This is a genomic window from Bradyrhizobium sp. ARR65 (assembly GCF_000472385.1).
In the GTDB taxonomy this organism is placed as follows: domain Bacteria; phylum Pseudomonadota; class Alphaproteobacteria; order Rhizobiales; family Xanthobacteraceae; genus Bradyrhizobium.
This window is the reverse complement of record NZ_AWZU01000017.1, coordinates 98,573-123,932: the sequence shown is the minus strand read 5'-3', so window position 1 is coordinate 123,932 and position 25,360 is coordinate 98,573. Positions and strand designations below refer to the sequence as shown.

General features: G+C 63.6%; 27 protein-coding genes. 15 read left to right on the top strand and 12 right to left on the bottom strand.

Features of this window, described 5'->3' with window-relative positions; all coding sequences use genetic code 11:
- Positions 1–27: 27 nt before the first annotated feature.
- Complete coding sequence (locus F758_RS0119855) at positions 28–438, top strand: (deoxy)nucleoside triphosphate pyrophosphohydrolase (protein ID WP_024509509.1); 411 nt, start codon at positions 28–30, stop codon at positions 436–438.
- Positions 439–592: 154 nt separating this feature from the next.
- Here the strand turns inward: F758_RS0119855 and F758_RS0119850 are convergent, their stop codons facing one another.
- The gene (locus tag F758_RS0119850) at positions 593–1,444 is read right to left on the bottom strand and encodes a methyltransferase domain-containing protein (protein ID WP_024509508.1); all 852 of its coding nucleotides are present in this window, start codon (positions 1,442–1,444) and stop codon (positions 593–595) included.
- A gap of 77 nt (positions 1,445–1,521) precedes the next feature.
- Between F758_RS0119850 and F758_RS0119845 the strand changes: the two genes are divergently transcribed.
- The 5 genes from F758_RS0119845 (at position 1,522) to F758_RS0119825 (ending at position 4,660) form a co-directional block, all read left to right on the top strand.
- Positions 1,522–2,331, top strand: coding sequence for a ComF family protein (locus F758_RS0119845; RefSeq protein WP_024509507.1), 810 nt, complete (start codon positions 1,522–1,524; stop codon positions 2,329–2,331).
- 31 nt (positions 2,332–2,362) lie between these two features.
- A complete protein-coding gene (grxC, locus tag F758_RS0119840; RefSeq protein ID WP_024509506.1) occupies positions 2,363–2,638 on the top strand; it encodes a glutaredoxin 3 in 276 nt (91 codons plus the stop codon).
- Positions 2,635–3,513, top strand: a complete 879-nt coding sequence (locus F758_RS0119835) for a carbon-nitrogen hydrolase family protein (protein ID WP_024509505.1) — start codon at positions 2,635–2,637, stop codon at positions 3,511–3,513. Before grxC ends, F758_RS0119835 begins: the two co-directional genes overlap by 4 nt.
- Positions 3,510–3,995 carry a DUF1178 family protein gene (locus F758_RS0119830; RefSeq protein ID WP_024509504.1) on the top strand — a complete coding sequence of 162 codons (486 nt, stop codon included), beginning with the start codon at positions 3,510–3,512 and terminating at the stop codon, positions 3,993–3,995. The genes F758_RS0119835 and F758_RS0119830 overlap by 4 nt, the downstream gene beginning before the upstream one ends.
- Positions 3,996–4,219: 224 nt before the next feature.
- On the top strand, positions 4,220–4,660 hold the full coding sequence (locus F758_RS0119825) for an EamA family transporter (RefSeq protein ID WP_024509503.1): 441 nt from the start codon (positions 4,220–4,222) through the stop codon (positions 4,658–4,660).
- A gap of 3 nt (positions 4,661–4,663) precedes the next feature.
- Here the strand turns inward: F758_RS0119825 and F758_RS0119820 are convergent, their stop codons facing one another.
- The 3 genes from F758_RS0119820 to F758_RS0119810 all read right to left on the bottom strand — a co-directional run bounded on the left by F758_RS0119820 (position 4,664) and on the right by F758_RS0119810 (position 6,936).
- A complete protein-coding gene (locus tag F758_RS0119820; protein ID WP_024509502.1) occupies positions 4,664–5,563 on the bottom strand; it encodes an EamA family transporter in 900 nt (299 codons plus the stop codon).
- A gap of 114 nt (positions 5,564–5,677) precedes the next feature.
- Positions 5,678–6,448, bottom strand: coding sequence for a bifunctional 2-polyprenyl-6-hydroxyphenol methylase/3-demethylubiquinol 3-O-methyltransferase UbiG (ubiG, locus tag F758_RS0119815; RefSeq protein WP_024509501.1), 771 nt, complete (start codon positions 6,446–6,448; stop codon positions 5,678–5,680).
- A gap of 20 nt (positions 6,449–6,468) precedes the next feature.
- A complete protein-coding gene (locus tag F758_RS0119810; protein WP_024509500.1) occupies positions 6,469–6,936 on the bottom strand; it encodes a PH domain-containing protein in 468 nt (155 codons plus the stop codon).
- A gap of 172 nt (positions 6,937–7,108) precedes the next feature.
- Here F758_RS0119810 and F758_RS0119805 point away from each other — a divergent pair, with 172 nt between their 5' ends.
- The 5 genes from F758_RS0119805 to F758_RS0119780 all read left to right on the top strand — a co-directional run bounded on the left by F758_RS0119805 (position 7,109) and on the right by F758_RS0119780 (position 14,459).
- The gene (locus F758_RS0119805; RefSeq protein WP_024509499.1) at positions 7,109–8,362 is read left to right on the top strand and encodes an aspartate kinase; all 1,254 of its coding nucleotides are present in this window, start codon (positions 7,109–7,111) and stop codon (positions 8,360–8,362) included.
- A gap of 397 nt (positions 8,363–8,759) precedes the next feature.
- The gene (gene ptsP, locus F758_RS0119800) at positions 8,760–11,027 is read left to right on the top strand and encodes a phosphoenolpyruvate--protein phosphotransferase (RefSeq protein ID WP_024509498.1); all 2,268 of its coding nucleotides are present in this window, start codon (positions 8,760–8,762) and stop codon (positions 11,025–11,027) included.
- A 53-nt stretch (positions 11,028–11,080) separates the two neighbouring features.
- A complete protein-coding gene (gene prfA, locus F758_RS0119795; RefSeq protein WP_024509497.1) occupies positions 11,081–12,166 on the top strand; it encodes a peptide chain release factor 1 in 1,086 nt (361 codons plus the stop codon).
- 202 nt (positions 12,167–12,368) lie between these two features.
- Positions 12,369–13,247 (top strand): peptide chain release factor N(5)-glutamine methyltransferase, encoded by an 879-nt coding sequence (gene prmC, locus F758_RS0119785; RefSeq protein WP_024509496.1) that lies wholly within the window; start codon positions 12,369–12,371, stop codon positions 13,245–13,247.
- A 456-nt stretch (positions 13,248–13,703) separates the two neighbouring features.
- Positions 13,704–14,459, top strand: coding sequence for a DUF4167 domain-containing protein (locus F758_RS0119780; protein ID WP_024509495.1), 756 nt, complete (start codon positions 13,704–13,706; stop codon positions 14,457–14,459).
- A gap of 195 nt (positions 14,460–14,654) precedes the next feature.
- On the opposite strand, the gene F758_RS0119775 is transcribed toward F758_RS0119780, so the two are convergent.
- Entirely contained in the window at positions 14,655–15,401 is a 747-nt protein-coding gene (locus F758_RS0119775) for a methyltransferase domain-containing protein (RefSeq protein ID WP_024509494.1), read from the bottom strand.
- 120 nt (positions 15,402–15,521) lie between these two features.
- Between F758_RS0119775 and gloB the strand changes: the two genes are divergently transcribed.
- Together gloB and F758_RS0119765 are read left to right on the top strand one after the other, a co-directional pair.
- Positions 15,522–16,289, top strand: a complete 768-nt coding sequence (gene gloB, locus F758_RS0119770) for a hydroxyacylglutathione hydrolase (protein WP_024509493.1) — start codon at positions 15,522–15,524, stop codon at positions 16,287–16,289.
- The gene (locus tag F758_RS0119765) at positions 16,289–16,723 is read left to right on the top strand and encodes a cupin domain-containing protein (protein ID WP_024509492.1); all 435 of its coding nucleotides are present in this window, start codon (positions 16,289–16,291) and stop codon (positions 16,721–16,723) included. Before gloB ends, F758_RS0119765 begins: the two co-directional genes overlap by 1 nt.
- Before the next feature lie 19 nt (positions 16,724–16,742).
- Here the strand turns inward: F758_RS0119765 and yddG are convergent, their stop codons facing one another.
- The 3 genes from yddG to F758_RS0119745 all read right to left on the bottom strand — a co-directional run bounded on the left by yddG (position 16,743) and on the right by F758_RS0119745 (position 19,940).
- Positions 16,743–17,612, bottom strand: coding sequence for an aromatic amino acid exporter YddG (yddG, locus tag F758_RS0119760; protein WP_024509491.1), 870 nt, complete (start codon positions 17,610–17,612; stop codon positions 16,743–16,745).
- Positions 17,613–17,826: 214 nt separating this feature from the next.
- Positions 17,827–18,552: an acetoacetyl-CoA reductase gene (gene phbB, locus F758_RS0119750; protein ID WP_024509490.1), complete on the bottom strand. Its 726-nt coding sequence runs from the start codon at positions 18,550–18,552 to the stop codon at positions 17,827–17,829.
- A gap of 209 nt (positions 18,553–18,761) precedes the next feature.
- Positions 18,762–19,940: an acetyl-CoA C-acetyltransferase gene (locus tag F758_RS0119745; RefSeq protein ID WP_024509489.1), complete on the bottom strand. Its 1,179-nt coding sequence runs from the start codon at positions 19,938–19,940 to the stop codon at positions 18,762–18,764.
- A gap of 413 nt (positions 19,941–20,353) precedes the next feature.
- Here F758_RS0119745 and phaR point away from each other — a divergent pair, with 413 nt between their 5' ends.
- Positions 20,354–20,965: a polyhydroxyalkanoate synthesis repressor PhaR gene (gene phaR, locus F758_RS0119740; RefSeq protein ID WP_024509488.1), complete on the top strand. Its 612-nt coding sequence runs from the start codon at positions 20,354–20,356 to the stop codon at positions 20,963–20,965.
- Between the two features lie 195 nt (positions 20,966–21,160).
- Here phaR and F758_RS0119735 read toward each other — a convergent pair whose 3' ends face one another.
- Positions 21,161–22,870, bottom strand: a complete 1,710-nt coding sequence (locus tag F758_RS0119735; RefSeq protein ID WP_024509487.1) for a putative bifunctional diguanylate cyclase/phosphodiesterase — start codon at positions 22,868–22,870, stop codon at positions 21,161–21,163.
- Between the two features lie 193 nt (positions 22,871–23,063).
- Here F758_RS0119735 and F758_RS0119730 point away from each other — a divergent pair, with 193 nt between their 5' ends.
- On the top strand, positions 23,064–23,348 hold the full coding sequence (locus tag F758_RS0119730; RefSeq protein WP_035722518.1) for a hypothetical protein: 285 nt from the start codon (positions 23,064–23,066) through the stop codon (positions 23,346–23,348).
- Positions 23,349–23,442: 94 nt separating this feature from the next.
- Here the strand turns inward: F758_RS0119730 and F758_RS0119720 are convergent, their stop codons facing one another.
- From F758_RS0119720 to mtgA, 3 genes are all read right to left on the bottom strand, one after another.
- The gene (locus F758_RS0119720) at positions 23,443–24,102 is read right to left on the bottom strand and encodes a hypothetical protein (protein ID WP_024509485.1); all 660 of its coding nucleotides are present in this window, start codon (positions 24,100–24,102) and stop codon (positions 23,443–23,445) included.
- A gap of 138 nt (positions 24,103–24,240) precedes the next feature.
- Entirely contained in the window at positions 24,241–24,423 is a 183-nt protein-coding gene (rpmF, locus tag F758_RS0119715; RefSeq protein ID WP_024509484.1) for a 50S ribosomal protein L32, read from the bottom strand.
- A 201-nt stretch (positions 24,424–24,624) separates the two neighbouring features.
- Positions 24,625–25,290, bottom strand: a complete 666-nt coding sequence (gene mtgA / locus F758_RS0119710; protein WP_024509483.1) for a monofunctional biosynthetic peptidoglycan transglycosylase — start codon at positions 25,288–25,290, stop codon at positions 24,625–24,627.
- Between the last annotated feature and the right edge of the window lie 70 nt (positions 25,291–25,360).

Genomic DNA, 25,360 nt, shown 5'->3' with positions numbered 1-25,360 from the left:
CCCAATTTGCAAAGATCTGAAATGCACATGGCAGATCTCAAGCTCACACTCGTCGTTGCCTGCGCGCTCGTTGACGCCGACAAGCGCGTGCTGATCGCGCAGCGCCCGCCGGGCAAGGCGATGGCGGGCTTATGGGAATTCCCCGGCGGCAAGATCGAGCCGGGCGAACGGCCGGAGCAGACCTTGATCCGCGAGTTGCATGAGGAGCTTGGCATCAGCGTGAGCGAGCCGTGCCTCGCGCCGCTGACCTTCGCGAGCCACGCCTATGAGAGCTTTCATCTGTTGATGCCGCTCTATATCTGCCGGCGCTGGGAAGGACAGGTGATCGCGCGCGAAGGGCAAAACCTCGCCTGGGTGCGCGCCAATAAACTGCGCGATTATCCGATGCCGCCGGCGGACCTTCCGCTGATCCCGCATCTGGTTGATCTGTTGATGTGAAGCACCGTCATTCCGGGGCGATGCGTAAGCATCGAACCCGGAATCTCGAGATTCTCTGATGTGCAAGTGCACATCAGAGTTCGCCTCTTCGAGGCGCCCCGGAATGACGGCGCGATAAGCAGCGGGACAGGCCCGGCCATGACGAGCAAGCGGCCTAGCTCTTCGTGCCCCTCTTCACCGCCTCTTCGAGGCTCGCTTTCGCCGAGCCCGGACGCAGCGGTTTTTGCTGGCTTTCATGCGGCGCCCAGGCGGAAAGCCAGATCACGTCGAAGGTGGCGCGGATGCGGCCGTCCGGATCGGCGAAGCGCTCGCCATAGATTTGCGCCATCCTGATCAGCGTGCTGCGACGGGTCGGCGTTCGCCGCCGCTCGGTGAGCACGTTGGTTGCGCCCATGCGCCGCAAATCCTGCATCAAGCCGAACGCGTTGTCGTAACGCACCACGATGCGGTCGAGATCGGTGACCGGCAGGGCGAGCCCGGCCCGCTGCAACAGGCCACCGACGTCGCGCAAGTCGGCGAAGGGCGCAACGCGCGGCGAAATCCCGCCTTCGCATTCGGCTTCCGCCGCGGCGAAGGATTGGCGCAGTTCGGTCAGCGTGTCGCCGCCGATCATCGCCGCAAGCAACAAACCATCCGGCCGCAGCGCACGCCTGATCTGCGCGAGTACACCAGGCAGATCGTTGACGAACTGAAAGGCCAGCGCCGACACCACGAGGTCGAGGGACTCAGGCGCTAGCGACAGCCCTTCCTCCGCCGAGTCTGACGGCGCGACATGCCCGATCGAAGGGAGACGTCGGCGCAGCCGCGTTTGCAGCTCTTCGCCCGGCGTCCAGATATCCGCGACATCCCTGAAATCGCGCATCACCGCGGCGAGTCGCTCCTCCATGTCGCCTGCGACGCGCTCCAGCAGGAAATCCGCCGGCCCGAGCGATAAAGCACGCCGCCGCCGCCGCGCAAGCAGCGCGCGGTCGAACAGCTTTGGGGCGATGATCGGGTTCTGAGCCATGTTCTTTGCTTAAGCCGGTCCCGCCGCATCTGGCAATCCGCCTTGAGCGATTGCGTTCCGGGCGCTAGCCTTAACGAATGGAAGTGGAAATCGCTCCGTCCCGTTCGGTTTTTGGCCCGCTCCGCGGCGTGTTCGGCACTTGCCGGAGCGTCTGGCGTCACGCCGCAAAGTTTGCGCTCGACATCGCGCTCCCGACGCTCTGCGTCGCTTGCCGCGAGCCGGTCGATGGCGAGGGCGTCTGCGCCGAGTGCTGGGCCAAACTGTCCTTCATCGCACCGCCCTATTGTCCGCGGCTCGGCATTCCCTTCGTTTATGATCCCGGGCCCGACATGCTGTCGATGGAGGCGATCGCCGATCCGCCGGCCTATACCCGTGCCCGCGCGGCCGTGCGCTATGACGACGTGGCGCGCACGCTGGTACACGCGCTGAAGTACCAGGACCGTACCGATCTTGCGCCGACAATGGGCCGCTGGATGGCGCCCGCGGGGCGCGAGCTCCTGGCCGGCGCCGACATGCTGATCCCGGTGCCGCTGCATTGGCGGCGCGCCTGGAGCCGCCGCTACAATCAATCCGGCGCACTGGCGCAAGTCATCGCGCGCCAAAGCCGGGTGAAGCTGCGCGGCGACCTGCTGTTGCGGGTGCGCGCGACCGAGCAGCAGGTCGGCCTGTCCCGCGCGCAGCGGGCGAGCAATGTGCAGGGCGCATTCGAGGTATCGCCTGACCGGCGGCCGGAGATTGCCGGACGACGTGTGATCCTGGTGGATGACGTCCTCACCTCCGGCGCCACGCTGGATGCGTGCGCGCGGGCATTCTTGCGCGCCAAAGCAGCGCAGGTGGATGTGCTGGTGTTTGCCCGGGTTGTGGACAGCCCTAAAGCTCCCATATAATTCACGAATCCGTAAATGATCAGAGCGCGAGATGACCGCTGCTATCGAGATATACACCCGCCCGGGCTGCGGCTATTGCACGGCCGCCAAATCGCTGCTGACCCGGAAGAAGGCCGTCTTCACGGAATACGATGTCGCCAGGGATCCGGGCTTCCGGCAAATGATGTATGATCGCGCCGGGGCCGGCTCGACGTTTCCGCAGATTTTCATCGGCAAAACCCATGTCGGCGGATGCGACGATCTTTACGCGCTCGACCGCGCCGGCAAACTCGATGCCCTTCTTGCGGGAGAAAAGGCCTCATCATGAGCGCTGACAACACTTTCACTGCCGCGATGGTGCAGATGCGGACCGGGCTTCTGCCCGGGCCAAGTCTCGAGCAGGGCACGAAACTGATCAGACAGGCCGCCGCGCAAGGTGCCGAGTATGTGCTCACGCCCGAGGTGAGCAACATGATGCAGTTGAACCGCAAGGCGCTGTTCGAGCATCTTTCGAGCGAGCAGGATGATCCCTCGCTGAGGGCGTATCAGGCGCTCGCGGCCGAATTGAAGATTTATCTGCACATCGGTTCGCTCGCGCTGCGCTTCTCGCCGGAGAAGGCGGTCAACCGCTCCTTCCTGATCGCGCCCGACGGCAGGGTGCTCGCGAGCTACGACAAGATCCACATGTTCGACATCGATCTGCCGGGCGGCGAGAGTTACCGCGAGTCCGCCAATTACCAGCCCGGCGAGACCGCCGTCATTTCCGACCTGCCCTGGGGCCGCATCGGACTGACCATTTGCTACGATGTACGCTTCCCCGCGCTCTACCGCGCCTTGGCCGAGAGCGGTGCGTCATTCATTACTGTTCCTTCCGCCTTCACCCGCAAGACCGGCGAAGCGCATTGGCATGTGCTGTTGCGCGCCCGCGCCATCGAGACCGGTTGTTTCGTGTTCGCGGCGGCGCAAGCCGGACTGCATGAGAACAAGCGCGAGACGTATGGTCATTCGCTGATCATCGATCCCTGGGGCGAGGTGCTCGCGGAAGCCGGGGTTGAGCCCGGCGTCATCATGGCCAAGATCGATCCATCGAAGGTCGAGACGGCACGCAAGGCGGTGCCGTCATTGCAGCATGGACGCCGTTTCAGCGTCGCCGACCCCAAATCGGGACCGGAACATCTGCATCTGGTGCGAGGATCGGCATGATCCGTTATTCGCTCCGCTGCGAACGCGAGCACAATTTCGAAAGCTGGTTCCAGAGTTCTTCCGCGTTCGACGCTCAGGTCAAGCGCAAGCTCGTAAGCTGCCCGATTTGCGGCTCCGACAAGGTCGAGAAGGCCATCATGGCACCGCGGATCGTGAGCAGGAAGAGCCGCGAGAGCGCGGCGCCTGCGCCCGTGCCTGCCGCGTCACCGGAAGCGGCTCCGGCAGCGCAAACCGCCCAGACCGCACTGATGATGGCGCAGGAGCGGGAACTGCGGGCCAAGCTGAAGGAATTGCGCGATCACATCATCAAGAACGCCGACAATGTCGGTGAACGCTTCCCGAACGAGGCGCGGAAAATGCATTACGGCGAGATCGAGCACCGCCCGATCTACGGCGAGGCCTCGCCCGAAGAGGCGCGCGCCTTGATCGAGGAAGGCGTCGAAGTCTCCCCGCTCCCGGTGCTGCCGGAAGATCGAAACTGACGCGCTCAAGCGCGATGAGATTGGGTTAAATTGTCATCGCGCTTTGGCTGTTTGATTGAGCATGATCTTTTCGGAAAACCGCTGCACGCTTTTCCGGGCCATGCTCTAGCGTCATTCTGGGGCGATGCGCCAGCATCGAACCCGGAATCTCGCGCCGCAAGCTGTAGATTCCCGGTTCGCGCGTTTCACGCGCGCCCCGGAATGACACCAACGTAGGCCCGCGCATGAGCCCGATCTCCTTCTCATCCTGGCAAATATGGGCGGTGCTTTCGGCCGTCTTCGCCGCGTTGACCGCGATCTTCGCCAAGGTCGGCGTCGAGGACATCAATTCCGATCTTGCCACCCTGATCCGCACCGTCATCGTGCTGATCGCGCTGTCGCTGATCCTCTATGCGACCGGGCGTCTCACGCATGCGGGTCCGATCTCGGCCAAGAGCTGGCTGTTTCTTCTGCTCTCGGGGCTCGGCACCGGCGCCTCCTGGCTGTGCTATTTCCGCGCGCTCAAGCTTGGGCCGGCGACGCTGGTCGCGCCGATCGACAAATTGAGCGTGGTGCTGGTGGCGCTGTTCGGCGTGGTGTTCCTGGGCGAACGGCCGTCCCCCAATGGCTGGCTCGGAATTGCGCTGATCTCGGCCGGCGCGGTGCTGATCGCGCTGAAGGGGTGAATGCTACGCTGCCACCAGCAACGCGACACCAGCCACAATCAAGACGATTCCGGATAACTCGCGCAGCGAAACCGGCTGCTTGAACGAGTAGCGAGCCACCGCTTGCGCAAACAGCACCTCGATCAGTGCCAGCGTCCGCACGTTGGCCGCAGCGGTGAGTGCAAAGGCCAGGAACCAGAATTGCGAGGCAAAGGCGCCCACGAAGCCGGCGAACAGTGATGGCCGCCACATCGAGAAGATCTTGCCGAGCACGTCCGGCGCGCGCCACACGAGATAGATCGTCAGTACCAGCGTCTGCGCAAACAATCCCAACACCAGCGTGTAGGATGCGGCGGTCGCGAAGGAAACGCCGGGTACGGTGATCACGGCGCCGCGAAAGCCAACTGCCGACAGCGCGAAGGCTGCCGCCGCGAACAAGCCGAGTACGGTCGGCTTCAACTCGGTGAAATTGCTTTTGCCACCCGGACGGAGCGCGGCAATCACGACCCCGACGGTAGCGATCAGGATCGCAATGACCTTCATCGCGGAGAGATGGTCGCCGAGGAACACAAAGCCGAAGATCGCGGTTTGGATCGCCTCAGTCTTCAGATAAGCCGTCGTCACCACGAAGGAGCGCTGGTTCATGGCGAGCAGCATCAGGCCGGTGCCGAGAATCTGGCTCAGTGCGCCCAAGATCAGCCATGGCCAGAACGCAGCCGTCGGCACCGGCAACGGATCGCCTGAAGCCAGCAGAACGAGGGCGAGGAACACACAGGAGAACGGGAAGCCGAACAGGAAGCGGATATTGGTGGCGCCCCAGGTGCCGAGCGGCCCCGTCAACTGCCGCTGCATCGCATTGCGCGCGACCTGGCCGAGCGCAGCGATAACCGTAAAGGGAATCCAGAGCGTGGCGACGGAGAACATGAGGCAGCAAAGTGCCGAGTGGCGAGAATGGGATCAACCCAGGTGATGCATGACAACCATGTCGTCCCTGCGCAGGCCCTAGGGCATGCACAGGGACGACAGCCGCTTTGTGCGCTACACCATCTCTTCCGCGATCACCATGTAGTTCACGTCCATGTCGGTGGAGAGGCTCCATTTGTCGGCGAAGGGGCTGTAGACGACGCCGCTTTCCTCTGTCACCACGAGGCGGTTGTCGAGCAGGTATTTCGCAAGCTCGTCGGGGGTCACGAACTTGTCCCATTGATGGGTGCCGCGCGGCAGCCAGCGCAGGACATATTCGGCGCCGACGATCGCGAGCGCAAAGCTCTTCCAGTTGCGGTTGATGGTTGAGATCACCATCAGCCCACCCGGCTTGAGCATGGCGGCACAGCGCTTGAGGAACAGGCCGACATCGGTGACATGCTCCACCACCTCCATCGCCAGCACGACGTCGAAGCGCTCGCGGACGTCCATCTCCTCCACCGTCGTGCAGCGGTAATCGATGGAGAGATGGCCGCGATCGGCGTGCAGCTTGGCGGCGGCGATGTTGGATGGCGAGGGATCGATGCCGATCACCTGGGCCCCGAGCCGGGAGAGCGGCTCGCACAGTAGCCCCGCGCCGCAGCCGATATCGAGGATGCGCAGGTCCGACAGGCAGCTCAGGCTTCTGACGTTGCGGGAAAATTTCCGGCACGCCGCGTCGCGGATGTAGCCGAGCCGCAACGGGTTGATCCTGTGCAAGGGCGCCATCTTGCCCTTCGGATCCCACCATTCCTGCGACAGTCTCGAAAATTTGGCGACCTCGGCCGGATCGACGGTCGAGCCCGGTGCGCCGGGGGTGATGTTTGGGTCCTGCTGCATAGCCATTAATGAACTCTTCAAGCTCTTTATCGCGCGGTGATGGCGCTGCGAAACGCCAGCGGCGACGCGATCGTTCTGATTGTTTCCCTGCCCTCGCCGACGCCCATGATGGTCACGTCGCCGTAGTTGAAGATCCGGCCCAGAATGCTCTGATTGACATCTACGCTCTCGATCTTATCGAGCGCTATCTCGAAGGTACGCCGCCTGATGAAGCCCGTCTTGTGCACCACCCGCCGGTCGGTCACGTCGGTTTCCGTGGTGAAACGGTGGAACCAGGCCCTGAAGGTCCAATACAGCGCGACAAGAGCCACGACCGCGGCGGTCACAAGGGACAGCAGCACGAGCCAATCGGCGGTGGCACTCCGCCATGCGATCAAAAGCGCGAGCACCACGATCCAGGCGATGATGGCCGGCAGATAGAAGATCCAATGTGCGTTGGTGGAATATAGGACCGTTTCACCGGGCTGCAGGATCTGGTCGACATAACGCCCCATCAACTCGCCTCACCCTCACCTGGTCCGAACCTGCTGCCTACTCTTCGAGCCAGCCGCGGAGGAACCCGCTTGCCCCCAGCCGCCGGCCTATGTATAGCGCGTTTCGGTCCGGGTGCCTTCGCCTTTCGCGCCGGGCCGGTAACTTATCCTCTTGGAGAGTGTGCGCGTCGTCATGGGCCGCCTCGTGATGAAATTCGGCGGCACGTCCGTCGCCAATATCGACCGTATCCGCAACGTCGCGCAGCATGTGAAGCGCGAGGTCGATGCCGGCCACGAAGTGGCCGTCGTGGTCTCTGCCATGGCCGGTAAAACCAACGAGCTCGTGGCGTGGTGCAGCGAGGCTTCACCATTGCACGACGCCCGCGAATATGACGCGGTGGTCGCCTCCGGCGAGCAGGTCACCTCGGGGCTCCTTGCCATCGTCCTGCAAAACATGGGCATCCAGGCCCGCTCCTGGCAGGGCTGGCAAATTCCGATCGTGACCAGCGACGCCCACGCCTCGGCGCGCATTCTCGATATCAACGGCTCCGAGCTGATCAAGCGTTTCCAGGAGCGCAAGGAGGTCGCCGTGATCGCGGGCTTCCAGGGGATCAACCCGCAGACCGGACGGATCACCACGCTTGGGCGCGGCGGCTCCGATACCTCGGCGGTGGCGATCGCGGCCGCGATCAAGGCCGACCGCTGCGATATCTACACCGATGTCGACGGCGTCTATACGACCGACCCGCGGGTGGTTCCAAAGGCGCACCGGCTCGACAAGATCGCATTCGAGGACATGCTGGAGCTTGCCTCGCAAGGCGCGAAGGTGCTGCAGGTCCGCTCGGTGGAACTCGGCATGGTGCACAACATGCCAATCTTCGTCCGCTCCAGCTTCGACAAGCCAGAGGATATCGACCCGCACGGCACACCGCCGGGCACGCTGATCTGCAGCGAGGAGGAAATCATGGAAATGCACGTCGTCACCGGGATCGCCTTCTCCAAGGACGAGGCCCAGATTTCCGTGCGCCAGATCGAGGACAAGCCGGGCGTGGCGGCCGCGATCTTCGGCCCGCTGGCGGATGCCAGTATCAATGTCGACATGATCGTGCAGAACGTGTCCGAAGACGGAAAGACCACCGATCTGACCTTCACGGTTCCGGCTGCGGACTATGTCCGCGCCCGCGACACCATCACCTCGGCCAAGGACCGAATCGGTTATGCCCGTTTCGACAGCGCAACCGACGTCGCCAAAGTATCTGTGATCGGCAGCGGCATGCGCAGCCACGCCGGCGTGGCGGCCAAGGCCTTTGCGGCGCTGGCTGCGCGCAACATCAACATACGCGCCATCACCACCTCGGAGATCAAATTCTCGGTTCTGATCGACGCCGCCTATACTGAGCTTGCCGTGCGCACGCTGCATACGCTCTACGGGCTCGATCAGGCCTAGAGCTTTTCCACTTCGAGAAATATTTTTCTCCGGAGCGCGATCAGAACAGCGAATATCGTTTTTGCGTTCGATCGCACTCCAGAGTTAGAGATTTGCGCATGATGTGATCGCCGAACCGCCCACGATTAGGCGGATCACGTGCTTAGCGCTCGCAGCATTCGCAAGCGGCGGTTTGCGGCCGTTCTGGCAGGCGTTTTGCTTGGCAAAACAAGCCTCAATTCGCTATACGGCCATGACAGGATGGGCTGTCGCAAACCGTGCCACAGTTTTCGCTATCCTGATTCGGCCCGTATATGGGCTGGACGGCGCCGAATGAATAAAATTGTTGTTTTTTGCGCGTTAGACGCCAGCTCCCGGCCACCCGCCGGGCTGGCTCGAAGGATGAGGACGAGAACACATGCGAAGCGCGTCGGGAGGCCCCCGCGTCCTTTTGAGACGGCTTCGCGAAACCATGGCGGAGCAGGTCAGCGCCCAGGAACGATTGGACAAGATCGTGGTGTTGATCGCGGCCAACATGGTGGCCGAGGTCTGCTCGGTCTACGTGCTGCGCATCGACAACACGCTCGAGCTCTACGCAACCGAAGGTCTTAACCGCGACGCCGTGCACCGCACGGTGTTGAGCGCGCATGAGGGTTTGGTCGGCCTGGTGGCGAGCGAGGCCACCCCGCTCAATCTGAGCGACGCCCAGAGCCATCCGGCGTTTTCGTTCCGCCCCGAGACCGGCGAGGAGATCTACCACTCCTTCCTCGGCGTGCCGATCCTGCGCGCCGGCAACACGCTGGGCGTCCTGGTTGTGCAGAACCGCGCCAAGCGCACGTATGTCGAGGAAGAGGTCGAGGCGCTGCAGACCACCGCGATGGTGCTCGCCGAGATGATCGCTTCCGGCGAGTTGGCCGCGCTGGCCCAGCCCGGCGCCGAGCCGGCCGCGCGGCATTCGCTGCACAAGGTCGGCACGATCCTCTCGGACGGCATCGCGCTCGGCCATGTCGTGCTGCACGAGCCGCGCGTCGTCATCAACAACTACATTGCCGAAGACCTGCCGAAGGAGATCAAGCGGCTCGACACGGCGCTGGCAAAACTGCGCGCCGATCTCGACCGGCTCCTCGAGCGCGGCGATGTCGCCGACGGCGGCGAGCACCGCGACGTGCTCGAAGCCTACCGGATGTTCGCAAACGACCAGGGCTGGTCGCACAAGCTGCACGAGGCGGTCGCCACCGGCCTGACTGCAGAAGCCGCGGTCGAACGCGTGCAATCCGATACCCGCGCGCGGATGCTGCGCTCCACGGATCCTTATTTGCGCGAACGGCTGCACGATCTGGAAGACCTGGGCTTCCGCCTGCTGCGGCAGCTCGTCGGGCAGGATCATGCGCCATCGCGCGAGCAATTGCCCGACAATGCGATTCTGATCGCGCGCGCGATGGGCCCCGCGGCGCTGCTCGACTATGATCGCAAGCGGCTGCGCGGCTTGGTGCTTGAGGAAGGCACCGCCAATTCGCATGTCTCGATCGTGGCGCGCGCGCTCGGCATTCCCGCCGTGGGTGAAGTGCCCAACGCACCCGGCATTGCCGACCCCGGCGATGCCATCATCGTCGACGGCACGTCGGGCTCTATCTATGTCCGTCCTTCCAGCGAGATCGAAGCGGCTTACGCGGAGCGGGTGCGTTTTCGCGCGCGTCGGCAGGCGCAATATCTGGCGCTGCGCGAAAAGCCCTGCGTCACCAGGGACGGCCAGCCGGTCGAATTGATGATCAATGCGGGGCTGACGATCGACCTGCCGCATATCGACGAGACCGGCAGCGCCGGCATCGGCCTGTTCCGCACCGAGTTGCAGTTCATGGTCTCGCCGAGCCTGCCGCGCTCGAGCGACCAGCTCGCGCTCTACCGCACGGTGCTGGACGCCGCGGGCTCAAAGCCCGTCACCTTCCGCACCCTCGACATCGGCGGCGACAAGGCGCTGCCCTATATGGAGACCGTGATCGAGGAGAATCCCGCGCTCGGCTGGCGGGCGATCCGGCTCGGGCTCGACCGGCCGGGGCTGCTGCGCGGCCAGATCCGCGCGCTGCTGCGCGCCGGCGGCGGGCGGGCGCTGCGCATCATGTTCCCGATGATCTCGGAGATCGCCGAGTTCGACGCGGCCAAAGCGATCGTCGAGCGCGAGCTGACCTATTTGCGTCAGCACGGCCACCCGCTGCCGGAGCGGATCGATGTCGGCACCATGATCGAGGTTCCGGCCCTGCTCTATCAGCTCGACGAGCTCCTTACGCGGGTCGATTTCATCTCGGTCGGCTCGAACGATCTGTTCCAGTTCCTGTTCGCGGTCGACCGCGGCAATGCCAAGGTTTCCGAGCGGTTCGATACGCTCTCGGCGCCGATCCTGCGCGCGCTGCGCGACATCGTGCGCAAGGCGCAAGCCGTGAAGAAGAGCGCGTCGCTCTGCGGCGAGATGGCCTCAAAGCCGATCGGCGCGCTGGCGCTGATCGCGCTCGGCTACCGTTCGCTGTCGCTGTCGGCGACCGGCCACGGCCCGGTGAAAGCGATGATCCTCGAGCTCGACGCCAAGAAGGCCGAAGAGATGCTCATGCCGCTCCTGGACGCACCCAGCGGCACAGTATCGATCCGGCAGAAGCTGATCGAATTTGCCGAAGCCGAGAAGCTGCCGTTGTAGCGGGGCTGTTGCCGAACACCCGCGACCTCCCATTTTGTTATCCGAGACCACCGATGTCGAACCTGCCCGAGGCCAAATTGGACGTTCTGCTGGCGCACCATGCTGCGCTGGAGGCGGAACTGCTTGGCCAGGTCAATTCCGATAAATATGTGCAGATCACCCGCGAGCTCGCCGAGCTCAATCCGCTGATCGAGGCGGTGAAGGCCTACCGCGCCACCGTGAAGGAGCTTGCCGACGCCGAGGCGTTGATTGCCGATCCGGCGACGGATGCGGAGATGCGCGGCATGGCGGAAGCCGAGCTTGATACGCTGACCGCGCGGCGCGGCGAGCTCGAGCAGGAAATCCGCGTCGCGCTGCTGCCCAAGGATGCCATGGACGACCGCAACGTGGTGCTGGAAATCCGCGCCGGGACCGGCGGCGACGAGGCGGCGCTGTTCGCCGGCGATCTCTTCCGCATGTATGAGCGCTTTGCAAGCCTGCAGGGCTGGAAGGTCGATGTGATCTCTGCCAGCGAAGGCACCATGGGCGGCTACAAGGAAATCATCGCCGAGGTGAAGGGCCGCGGCGCCTTCGCAAAACTGAAGTTCGAATCAGGCGTGCATCGCGTGCAGCGCGTGCCCGACACGGAGACGCAGGGGCGGATCCACACCTCGGCCGCCACCGTCGCGGTGCTGCCGGAGGTCGAGGACGTCGATGTCGACATCCGCAACGAGGATCTGAGGATCGAGACCATGCGCGCGCAGGGCGCCGGCGGCCAGCACGTGAACAAGACCGAGTCCGCGATCCGCATCACCCATATCCCGACGGGGATCGTGGTCAGCATGCAGGACAGCCGCTCGCAGCACAAGAACCGGGCGTCGGCAATGAATATCCTGCGCTCGCGCATCTACGATGCCGAACGCCAGCGCATGGAGGCGGTACGCTCGGCCGACCGCAAGGAGAAGGTCGGCTCCGGCGATCGCAGCGAGCGCATCCGCACCTATAATTTTCCGCAAGGTCGCGTCACCGATCACCGCATCAACCTAACGCTCTACAAGCTACCCCAGGTGATGGCGGGCGAAGCCTTGGGCGAGTTGATCGATGCGTTGACGACGGAGCATCAAGCCGCTCAGCTTGCCGCGCAAGGCGCCGCGGCGTGAGTGGATTCCGTCGTCCCGGCCGAGCGAGCGCCCAGCCGGGGCCCATACCCCCAGGGCGCAGCAGTTGTCGCGTGATTTTGTCCGACACCGCGGACCTAAGGATGGATTCCGCGGTATCGCGACGAGCGCAAGCGCTCGCGTTGGGGGTCCCGGCTTTCGCCGGAACGACCGCGGATGAGCTGGCGATGATGGGGGGCAACGAATGAGCGCGTCCCCTGGACAAACCCTGGAAGCTGCACGTCGCGCCCTCGCCGCGCGCTTCAAGGCAGCCAATATCGACTCCGCCGAACTCGATGCTCGCATGTTATTGGGTGCGGCGCTGAAGCTCGATCTCACCGCTCTGATCGCATCAGCCGCCCGGCGACTCACGCAGCAGGAAGTGGAGCGGCTTAGGATATTCGCGGAGCGGAGGATCAGTGGCGAGCCGGTCGCACGTATTCTCGGCGAGAAGGAATTTTGGGGCCTGCAGCTAAAGCTCGCACCGGAAACACTGGTGCCGCGGCCGGACACCGAGACCGTGGTCGAGCTTGCGCTGCAGATGCTGCCGGCGCCGACGCCCCAGCGCGCCTTGCGCATTCTCGACATCGGCACCGGATCCGGCGCGATTTTGTTGGCACTGCTTTCGGAACGGCCGGACGTCTCCGGTGTTGGCACAGACATCAGCGAGGGCGCGCTGAAGGCTGCAAAAAGCAATGCTGCCGCATTAGGTCTTCTGTCGCGGGCCGCGTTTGTGGCGTGCGATTATGCGGCGGCTTTGAGCGGGCCATTCGATCTCGTCGTATCGAACCCGCCCTATATCCCTTCTGCTGATATTGCGGGTCTTGGCGCGGAGGTGCGCGAGCACGATCCGCATCAAGCGTTGGATGGGGGCGTCGATGGGCTTACCGCTTACCGCGCCCTCATCCCCGACGCGGCGCGCCTTTTGGGCGCAGGCGGCGCGCTGGTGGTGGAGGCGGGATATGGCCAAAGTGGTCCAATTGAAGGATTGATGACGAGGGCAGGGTTTGCCGTCCACGAGCCCCCCAAGATGGACTTGGCAGGTATTCCCAGAGCGGTTGGGGGCCGAAAAATACCAAGATAAAGCCGAATTGGGACGCAAAAACCTCTTGGAATATTGCCCGGGAGCGACTACGTTCCGGTCAGCACATCGGCGCAGGCCCCGTAGATATACGGGCAAAACCAGGATTCAGGGCGACAGCCGCGCCGATTGAAGGTTCCAAACGCAGGTTGAATTGAGCGCGACAGCCAAGAGCGCTGCGCCGCTTGCGACCGCAAAGCGAACGAAAGCCTGATTGCGCTTGACGACTTACGCAAGAAAACTGGGCCTGTTTTGGCAGGCTTGACTTAAGTGTTTCGCTGGCGACCGAAGCGCTGGCGGGTGGGGACGCGTCTTTGTTGAGCGCGATGGTCGACAAAATCGGCACGGATGGGAGTTGGATCCCACTTTGGTGCGTTTGAAGCACGCGCCCCGGATCGACCGAGGCTGACACACGACACTTCAAAGACTTCTAACTTAGGGCTGGAATAAAGGCAGGACATGAGAAACGGTCAGAACAACAAGCGGATGCGCAACCGCGGCAATAACAACAATAATCGGCGCGGCCAAAACCCCCTGACCAGGGTGTTCGAGTCCAACGGACCCGATATCAAGATCCGCGGCACGGCGTCTCACATCGCCGAAAAATATCTGCAGCTCGCGCGCGATGCACGCTCATCCGGCGACCCGGTTGCGGCGGAAAATTACTATCAGCACGCCGAGCATTACTTCCGGCTGATCGCCGCGGCCCAGGAGCAATTCCGGCAGAACCAGCCGCAGCAGCCGCGCAACACCGACGAGGTCATGACCGAGGACGGCGAGGACGACGGCGAGAGCTTCTCGAGCTTCGGCCAGGAGCCGGGCTTCGTCCCGGTGCAGCAGCAGCCTCAACCTTACCTGCGGGACCGCGATCGCGATGGCGGCCAGCGCGAGCAGCCGCGGGAGGGCCAACCCTATCAGCGCGATCGCGAGCAGCCGCGTGAACATCGCGAGCGCGAGCATCGTCCGCAGCCGCAATATCAACCGCAGCCGCAACCGCAGCCGGTGGTCGCCGACAATGGCGGCGGTGTCGATCGGCTGCCGTCATTCATCACCGGACCCCAGCCGCAGATCAATGGCACAGAGAGCTTTGAGCGTGGCGGCGAACGCTATCCGCGGCGTCGGCGCCGGCCCCATGGCCCGCGGTCCGACGGCGGCGGCATGGCGCAGCCGCAGCAGGCTGCCCCCAGCGAAGATCTCAATCCGGGCAACGAATAAAGCCGGTCTCTCCGCTCGTCGTCCCGGCCAAGCCAATGGGTCCGCGCGAAGCGCGGCCCGATGGCAGGCTCCGCGCGAGCCGGAACCCGTACCGCGCAATGCTTCAATAAGGTGCTCTGGTCGTCGTCCTTCGCAAGAACGACGGCAGATGGTTATGGGGTCCTGGCCTGCCCAGGACGACAGCTTGGATTGGATTTACGCGTGGCCCCGCGTCGCCGTCGATGATGGTACCAACACCGGCTTGAGCGCCGGAATCAGCCGCGTCCGTTCGCGACGTGCGGGGATCACGCGATAGACCTGCTTGGTGGCCTCCACGATGTGAACGCCGGCGAATGGCAGCGACAACGCCGCGCCTGCGCGCTCCCACACCAGCGCCGAACGCAGGAACCAGCCCCCCGCAACCGGCGGCATGAACAGCGCCTCGCCCCAGGCCGTCGGCGTGAACCAGGTCTGCCGCAACAAGTCCGTGATCTGTGAACGCGAATAGGGCCGGCCGTGGCCGAACGGCGTGTTGTCGGTGCGCGTCCACACCCCGCGCCGGTTTGGAATCACCGCAATCACGCGCCCCGACGGCGCCAGCACGCGCCAGACCTCGCGCAAGAGACTGGCGGGATCGTCAGCCATTTCCAGCGCATGGACCAACAGGATGCGGTCGACCGCGGCATCAGGCAGCGGCAACGAGAATTCGTCCACCAGGGCTGCCAGTGTCGGGCGCGCGGTCGGCCATTTCAGGACGCCCTGCGCCGCCGGCATGAAAGCGATACAGCGTTCGCTGTCTTCACGAAAAAGTCCCAGATAGGGCGTCGGATAGCCGACGCCCAGCACGCGTTGCCCTTCCGCACTGGGCCAGCGCATCCGGATGCCGCGATTGATCAATTGCCGCGCCACGATGCCCAGTCGCTGCGAATAGAAGTCGCGCAGGTCGATGACGTCCATGCTCATGACACTAATTTAACACGTTCACCGCTTCTGGGACGCGCAGAATATGGCATTGCCGCATCAGCGTTAACGCCATATCTCTGGGCGACATGCCGGAAGTGCTCGACAAGGGATAGAGAAATCATGGCCGCCGAGATTCGTGTCTTCACCTGTTTAACCGACAATTTCGGCTATCTGATCCATGACGATGCGACCGGCGCCACGGCCTCGATCGATGCGCCGGAAGCCGGTCCCATCATCAAGGCGCTGGAGCGTGAGAGCTGGACGCTCACCGACATCCTGATCACCCATCACCACGGCGATCATGTCGGCGGCGTGGCCGAACTGAAGCAGCGCTATGGCTGCCGCGTCGTTGCGCCGCACGACAAGACGACAAAGATCGCCAATGTCGACCAACGCGTCGCCAATGCCGACGTGGTCAAGATCGGCAACCTCCTGGCCCGGGTCCTGGAGACGCCCGGCCACACGCTCGATCACGTTTCCTATGTCTTCGACAGCGACAAGGCGCTGTTTGCCGCAGACACATTGTTCTCCATCGGCTGCGGGCGGGTGTTCGAAGGCAATTATCCCATGATGTGGGACTCGCTGTTGAAGCTGCGGGCGCTACCCGACGACTTCAAGCTCTACTGCGGCCACGAATACACCGCTTCCAACATCAAATTCGCGCTCACGGTGGAGCCGGACAATCCGGCCCTGAAGGCGCGGGCCGAGGAGGTGGCGCGGCTGCGCGCCGACGACAAGCCGACCATTCCCGTTCTGCTCGGCGAGGAGAAGAAGGCCAACGTTTTCCTGCGTGCCGACGATCCCGCCGTTGCGGCAAAGCTGCACATGAAGGGGGCGAAGGCGGCCGAGGTGTTCGGTGAGTTGCGTGAACGCAAGAACAAATCCTGATGCCAGAACAATTATCCGCAGCCGATATCATCGCGCGTCTTGAATTAAGACGACATCCCGAAGGCGGACATTATCGCGAGACGTTTCGGGATTCGCGGGCCGACGCGCAGGGCCGCGCCTGCTCGACCGCGATCTATTTTCTGCTGGCACGCGGTGAGATCTCGCAGTGGCACCGGATCGATGCGGTCGAGATCTGGCACTATTACGCCGGCAGTCCGCTGACGCTGCGCATCGCCCACGACGGCTGCGCGACGCACACGGTGCGGCTCGGACCAGATCTCGCAGCCGGCGAACGGCCGCAAGCGATCGTGCCGGCTTCGGCCTGGCAGACCGCGGAGAGTATGGGCGACTGGACGCTGGTCGGATGCACCGTTGCCCCCGGGTTCGAATTCGTCAAATTCGAGATGGCGCCTAAGGGCTGGGAGCCGGGCTAGTTCCGTCATTCCGAGGCGCTCAGGGGCGCTTTCGCAGCATATCCTTCGCCGCAATGAGACCGCCGCCGGCGATCAAGATCGCGGCGAGCGCGAGATTGGTACTCGGCTTGGCGAATCCAGCAGCGATGAGAAACGCCGTCGACAGCAGCGGCGTCGCATAGGAGGCTGCGCCCAGCACGCGGATGTCGCCGCGCTTCATGCCGATGTCCCAGGCATAGAACGCGGCGCCGACCGGCGCGACGCCGAGACCGATCACGGCACACCATTGCAGCGGGGTTTCCGGCCAGACCGTCACTTCAACGGCCAAGTGCACCAGCGCCGCCAGCACTGCGGTCACCAGACAAAAGCCGGCGACTGCATCGGTGGGCACAGCTTTCAGCTTGCGCGACATCACCGAATAGGAAGCCCAGACAAAGGCCGCGACGAAGGCGGCGACGAGACCCGGCACCTGGCCGGGCGCGAAGCCGCCGGTGTTGCCGGAGAGCAAGAGCACGGTGCCGGCAAGCCCGAGCAGCGCGCCGATGATGTGATGCGGCGCCAGTCGCTCGCCCGGCAACAACGAGGAGAACAGCACGATGAGGAGCGGCCAAAGATAATTCAGCAGCCCCGCTTCCGCCGGCGGCGCAAAGCGCAGCGCGAGAAAATACAGCGCGTGATAGCCGAACAGCCCGCCGACGCCGACGGCCCAGGCGAGCCACGGCTGCATCAAGGCACGGACCGCATTGGGCCTTCCGATCCAGGTCAGCGAGCCCACCAGTGCACCGATCGCAAACGTCATTGCGGCGAGCTGAAACGCCGGGATCTTGCCGGTCGCGACCGTCATCACCGCGAGCATCGACCACATCAGGATCGCGGTGAGGCCGATTAAGGTGGCAGTGCGGGAGGACATGCGGCAGAGATACTTCGTCATGGACGCGGCGGACATCCACGTTTCTGGCACCGTCATTCCGGGATGGAAGGACCAGATCCGGAATCTCGAGATTGCGGGTTCGATGCTTCGCATCGCCCCGGAATGACGGTGCCAGAAACGCGGACGCCCGACACGAGGCCGAGCATGACGAGTCCCTTGCCTCATTCAGCGTGGCAGCGCAACGCCCTTCGCGTCACACCATATACTGGCCGCCATTAATCGTCAGCGTCGAGCCGGTGATGGCGCCCGCTTCGTCGGCGGCGAGGAACACCACCCCGCGCGCGATCTCTTCCGGCTCGCCGAGACGGCCGATCGGAATCAGCGGCAGCACGGACTTCTCCAAAACATCCTTCGGCACCGCCTGCACCATTTCGGTGTTGATATAGCCTGGGCAGATTGCGTTCACGGTGACGCCGGCTTTGGCATTTTCCAGCGCGAGCGCCTTGGTGAATCCGATCTCGCCGGCCTTCGCCGCGGAATAGTTGCACTGGCCGAACTGTCCCTTCTGGCCATTGATCGAGGAGATATTGATGACGCGACCGAATTTGCGGGCGCGCATGCCCTCGATGACCTGGCGCGTCATGTTGAAGAGCGAGCCGAGATTGGTATTGATCACCGCGCTCCAATGCTCGAGCGACATCTTGTGGAAGGCGCCGTCGCGAGTGATTCCGGCGTTGTTGACCAGGACATCGATCGGACCGAGATTTGCCTCGACCTTCTTGACGCCCTCGGCGCAAGCATCAAACGAGCTGACGTCCCATTTGTAGACAGGAATACCGGTCTCTGTCTTGAACTTCTCGGCGGCAGCGTCGTTGCCGGCATAATTGGCGGCAACCTCGTAGCCTGCAGCTTTCAGTGCCTTGCAGATCGCGGCACCAATGCCCCGCGTACCTCCCGTGACCAACGCAACACGTGCCATGTCGAATCCTTCCCTCGCTCCGTTTCCTCTCGCGCGCTTTACGAACAGCGCTTTTTATGTAACGCCGAATTATGCGAGCCGTTTGACCAACATCAAGACAAAACGCCCGGCAATCATGCCGGGCGCTTTGTCTTTAATTCAGGGCTGTGCGGCTGCGAAGGTGATTTAATTTGCAGCCGCTGAACTTTTTTTGAGCGCGTGCAGCGCACTCAACCGCGTTCGACGCACATGGCGATGCCCATGCCGCCACCGATGCACAATGTAGCGAGACCCTTCTTGGCGTCACGCTTTTGCATTTCATGCAACAGCGTGACCAGCACGCGCCCGCCCGATGCGCCGATCGGATGCCCGAGGGCGATCGCGCCGCCATTGACATTCACCTTCGATGTGTCCCAGCCGAGATCCTTGTTGACCGCGCAGGCCTGCGCCGCGAAGGCCTCATTGGCCTCGATCAGGTCGAGGTCGGCGATGTTCCAGCCGGCCTTCTTCAACGCCGCGCGCGAAGCGGGGATCGGCCCCGTTCCCATGATCTTGGGATCGACGCCGGCCTGGGCCCAGGACACGATGCGGGCGATCGGCTTCTTGCCTTCCTTCGCCGCCTGCTTGGCGGTCATCAGCACCACCGCCGCAGCACCGTCATTGATGCCCGAAGCGGAGCCGGCCGTCACCGTGCCATCCTTCTCGAAGGCAGGCTTGAGCTTGGCCATCGCATCGAGCGTCGCGCCATGGCGCGGATATTCATCCATGTCGACGATGACGTCGCCCTTGCGGGTCTTGACCGTCACCGGCACGATCTCGTCCTTGAACCTGCCAGCCTTCTGCGCGGCCTCCGCCTTATGCTGCGAGGAAACCGCGAACTCGTCCTGCTGCGCACGCGTGATCTGGTACTGGCGCGCGACGTTCTCGGCGGTGTTGCCCATGTGATATCCGTTGAAGGCATCCCAGAGGCCGTCCTTGATCATGGTATCGATCAGTTCGAGCCCGCCCATCTTGACGCCGCCACGCAGGTGCTGCGCATGCGGAGCCATGCTCATCGATTCCTGGCCGCCGGCGACCACGATGTCGGAATCGCCGTTCATCAGCGCCTGATAACCCAACGCGACCGAGCGCAGACCCGAACCGCACAATTGATTGACGCCCCAGGCCGGACTTTCCACCGGGATGCCGGCGGCGATCGAGGCCTGACGGGCCGGGTTCTGGCCCTGTGCCGCGGTGAGGATCTGCCCCATGATCACTTCCGACACGCGCGCCGGCTCGACGCCCGCGCGCTGTAAGGCGGCCTTGATGGCGACGGCACCGAGATCATGGGCCGGCAGCGTGGCAAACGCACCGTTGAAGCTTCCAACGGCGGTGCGGGCGGCGCTGACGATGACGACATCGTCTGACATGGGCATCTCCTAACGACTTCTGGGTTGGGGCTGAGGTCTTTGCAATGCGGCGAGCGACCGGAATTGGCGCACCACTTTGTCTAAGCCGCATCCTGTTAACGTCGTTGAGGCATGTCAACGGGGGCTGCCCGAAATCGGATCGCACTGCATTCAAATTGGCTCGCACGCGCTCCGCCGCCGCCATCGCCGGATTCAGGAAGCCTTGAAAATGCGGGCTTTTGCGCACTTTGCTGCAGCGCGACAAACCTCTTCGCAAGCCATGCTGCGCAGCGCGAAATGCTCGTCGATTAACCGTGCTGCACAAAACGGTAGCGCAAAGCTGTTGAAAGTGCTTACTTTGTTGCGATGCGTAGCTCGTAAGCCCTGCGGCGACGCCGTCGGGTTCCCCCGTCCTCTGGTGCGAAGTGTGAGCCATGGCGAAATCAGATCAACCCACAACCATCAAGAAGTACGCAAACCGCCGGCTCTATAATACCGGCACCAGCACCTATGTGACGCTGGAGGATCTCGCGGCCATGGTGAAGAACGGCGAGGACTTCCTCGTCTACGACGCCAAGACCGGCGATGACATCACCCGCTCGGTGCTCGCGCAGATCATCTTCGAGCAGGAGAACAAGGCGGGGCAGAATCTGTTGCCCACCACTTTCCTGCGCCAACTGATCCGCTTCTATGGCGACAGCATGCAGATGGTGGTGCCGAAATATCTGGAACAATCGATCGACACGCTGACGCGCGAGCAGGAAAAGTTTCGCAAGCAGCTTGCGAGCACCTTGAGCGGCACACCTTTCGCGCCGCTTGAGGAGCAGGTTCGCCGCAACATGGAGCTGTTCCAGCAAACCTTCTCGATGTTCAAGCCGTTCACGCGTCCCCCGACGGCCGAGGCGGAGAAATCGCCCGAGCCGCCGCCGAGCGAGGAAGAGACCAGCAACATCGATGAGCTGCGCCGGCAGATGAAGGAGATGCAGGAGCGGCTCGATCGCATGTCGAAAGAGCCCGTGTCGAAAGAGGCGAAAAAGGAAGAGTGACGTCCAATCGTCCTTGCTCGCTGTCGTCCCGGCGAAAGCCGGGACCTATACCGCGGAATTCATCCGTGGAGTCGTCTGGTAGATTCCCTTCGTAGCAACACAGGCCTGGGGGTTATGGGTCCCCGGGTCGCGCTTCCGCCTTCGCTCTTCGAGCTTCAGCGGACAAGTCGCTTGCCCGCGACGACGGCTCGAGAATCAACTCGCCGCAGGCAATGTGTTCTCGACCACACTCTTCCAGGGCCGCTGCGCCGATGCCAGCCCGATCAGCCGGCCCTGGATGTAATCGCAGCCCCAGTCGCGCAGCATGCCGGCTGCTGTCTCATCCTGCACCCATTCGGCGACCGTCTTGATCTTCAGCCGTCGCGAAAGATCGATCAGCGTCTGCACGAAGGCGCGGTCGTCGGCTGATGTCGCGATGTTCTGCACGAAGGCACCGTCGATCTTCACGATGTCGACGGCGAGCTTGCGCAAGTTGCGGAACGAGGTGTAGCCGGCGCCGAAATCGTCGATCGCAATCCGGCTGCCGAGATTCTTCAAGCGAGTGACGAAGCCGCGCAGACCGTCGATGTCCTGGATCGCGACCGTTTCGGTGATCTCGACGATCAGCCGCTCGGCCGCGCTGGGATGAGCGCGCATCAGCGACTCGATCGAAGCCCACCAGTCGGAGTCCATCGTGGTCTCGGGCGAGATGTTGAGGCTGAGCGAGATGTGCGGCGCGGCGGCGAGTTCGGCAACGACGAGTTCGAGCACGCGATGATCGACCAGCCGGATCAGGCCGAGCCGCTCGGCGACCGGGACGATATCGGGCGCAAGCAGCGTCCTGCCGCCCTCCTGCTCCATCCGGACCAGGCATTCGTAAAAGGCCGGCTTGCGCGCATGCGCCTCCACCACCGGCTCGAAGGCAAGCGCGATCCGCCGTTCGTTCAACGCGGTGACGATCTCGTCGGTGACGCGGATGTTGACGCGGCGCTGGGCCTCGCGCTCGACATTCGGGCGCCAGGCGGCGAACGAGCCGGCGTGGCGGCGCTTGGCACTATCGAGCGTCTCGTGGGCGCGGTTGATCGCCTCCTCGGGCGAACGTGCATAGCGCGGGACGCTGACCGCGCCGATGGACGCAGTGACCGAGACCGGACCCAGTCTGGTCGGCACCACCTCGTCGCGGACCGCGGCGAGAAACCGCTCGGCGGCGACCGTCATGTCGTCCTGCGTGCAGTTCTTCAGGATCACACCGAACTTGTTGCCGGAAAAACGTCCGAGCACGTCGCCGCCGCGCAGCCGCGCACGGACGCGCTTGGCCACTTCCGCAATCACACCGTCCGCAACATCGAACCCGAACGCATCGTTGATGCGCGCCAGGTGATCGATGCCGATCAGCATGAATGCGCAGGAGGAACGGTAGCGTTGCGCTTCCTCGATGGTTTCTGCAAGCGCCGCGATCAGATGTGTGCGATTGAGCTCGCCCGTCAGCGCGTCGTTGCGCGACAGCTTCAAAAGCTGTTCTTCGGCCGCATGGCGCTCGTTATTGATGCGCACGACGCCTTGGGCGCGCGCCGGCCGGCCGTCGGGACCGGCGAACCAGCAGCCGGTCTCCTCGATCCAGACCGGCTGCGCGGCCGTCGACGCGCGCACCGCATATTCGATCCTGTAGGGCACGCCGTTGGCGTCATGAGCAGCCGGCGAAAGATGCAGCGCATCGCTGCGGATCGAGCGCTGCGGTTCGATCAGCTTGGCGAACTCGGCGCCGCTGGCAAGCGAGGCGGGCGCAAGATCCGGGAAGACCGCGCCGACATGATCGCTCCAGCGGATGGCATCGGTCGCGATGTCCCAGACAAACGCCGCCTGCCCAAGCGAGGCCAGGATGGTCGAGGTTGGCAGTGATGTCACGTTCGCCTCGTTCCGGGACAGGACCGTTGATTCTTAACGCGCGAGGATAGGCCCTGTTTGATGCCGACGGTAAGTAAAGTTGATAAAGAATTTACAAACCATGTCTGAACGGCGTGGAAACCGGGCGCGGTCCGGCGGCATAATCCTTGCGAATTCGTAAATCGCAGGGACGGCAACGTCCCAAAACGCGACAGTTCAGGGACGTCAGTTTGCGATGTCGAGTACCGCCCAAGCCGAGTTGATGATCTGTGACGGGCAGGCCGGCAGTCCGAAATCCAGCTCTGGCGCGCTCGTGCCGCTCCCAGAGCCTGCGCGCTGGTCGCGCCGGCCGAAACTTCCACCGCCGGATCCGGGCTTTGTCGCGCAGCTCATCGCCAATGCCGAGCGGTTTTCGCACACCCGCAGCTCCCCTGGCGAAAGCGCGGACGCGATCTCCGCCTATCGCGCGCACCAGCGGCGCCCTTGCGACGCCGGGCGTCTCACGCGGCAGATGATCTGAGGAATTGGCGCATGATCCGGAAGAGGGTGCTGCGGTTTTCGGAAAAGATCATGCGCAAACGAAGCCTGAGGCGCGATGATGAGGTCACTGCGCCCTAGCGCTGCGGCGGTTCTGGTGTGCCCTCCGCGCCGCTGTTGGGCTGGAGCGCGGGCGACCGCTGCTCGGCCGTATCAGCCGCCGGCGGCGCCGCGTTGGGTCCGGAATGATCGGCAAGGACCGATTCGGCGACAGAAGCGGCTGACGGCTGCGGCGTAGCCGGCGGGGCGGTGGGCGCGGCATTTGCAGGTGGCGCCGCAGGCGCGGGCTCGACATGCGGTTCTGCCGCCCCTGCTTCCTCGCGCCTGGCCCGGCTACGACGGGGAGCCTCCTCGACCGTCACATAACGCAGCGACCTGCGCGCGCGCAGCGCGATGCCCGACACGAAATCCACGAACGCCAACAGCACCAGCAGGAAGTAGGTCGAACTCGCGAATTTCGGCCACAGCACAAATTCGGCCGCGGCGGCGCCGAACACCACCAGCGACAGCAGGTGATCCATCAGGTATTTCGCGCCTGGCCGCGCGCCCTTGATCACCTCAAGCAGCAGCAAGACCATGCCCAGAGCGATCAGAATGTCGCTGAGCGTGACCGGCCATACGGCACCCGACGGCAGCGTCAGCGTAAACAGCGCCTCCGTAAAGGAGACGTCGCGCATCAGGAAGACGACGATGTTGTAGACCGCGAGCGGAATGAGAAGAAGCGGAAAACCGACCATGGAATCGGCGAGGCCTGCTTTGAGAACCGGATCTTCCCCAGGCGTAGCGCCATTCGTTCGCCACCGGGAGTAGTCCTACCGCATTCATTGGCCTGGCTGGGGCAAGCGCAAGCTTGCCCGCCTGGCGCCCAACCGAAGTCAGGATTCTTTCTTCTTCAGCACCTGCCGGCCCTTATACATGCCGGTCTTCAGGTCGAGGTGGTGCGGGCGACGGAGTTCGCCGGAATCCTTATCCTCAACATAAGTGGGCTTCTTCAACGCGTCCGCCGAGCGGCGCATGCCACGTCGCGAGGGCGAAGTTTTTCGTCTGGGAACGGCCATGTCGGTGTCCTCTGGGTATCGGTGTTAGGTGTCGGTGTCCTCTAGGGATGTCTCTTGATACCGGCGTCCGCAAGGGGACGCAGTTTGGCGCGCAAAAATACCGCGCAAGCCGAATACCGGATCAGGTGCGCGCTTATAGAGGATCGGGGGGCGCAAAGCTAGGGTATCGGAGCGCAAAAATGCACCAAATCCGCCCAAACACTAGCGATTTTCGGCCCAGCAACGCCTGATCCCCTCGGCCCGGGCCATGTAGGTTCCCGCCAGGCGGCGCACGAGCGGCGACGGACTGCGGGCGCTGCGCTTGACCGGATTGGGCAGAATCGCCGCCAAGAGCGCCGCCTGCCGCGCCGAGAGGTCGCTCGCCGAACGGCCAAAGGCGTAAGCGGCACCGGCCTCGGCGCCGAACTGGCCCGCGGGGCCCAATTCCGCGATGTTCAGATAAATTTCCAGAATGCGCTGTTTCGTCAGCACAAAATCGATCCACATCGCCAAGGGGAACTCCAGCACCTTGCGGATCAGATCGGGGATAGGCGCGAGGAACAGGTTCTTGGCAACCTGCTGGGTGATGGTGGACGCGCCGCGCAGCTCCCCTCCCTCCTGGGCGTCGTCGATCACCTCGCGCAAGGCGCCCCAATCGATGCCATGATGCTTGCAGAAATGCGCATCCTCCGCCGCAACCACCGCGCGCGGCAGGTCGGGCGACATTGCAGCGATGTCCATCCACTGCCTTTTGACCGGTGCGCCCTTGAGCGACCGCCACGCCATCAGCGCCGAAACGGGATGGCCGCCGCGATAAAATGGCGCCAGGACATAGGGCACCAGCGCAAGCGCGATCACGACCAGAAGCAGAGTTCGAAAGAGGCGCAAATTAACTGTTTCTGTTTGGAGACAAAGACGAATTGGGGAGGGATCGCCCCGGACGAACAGCCAATCTGCC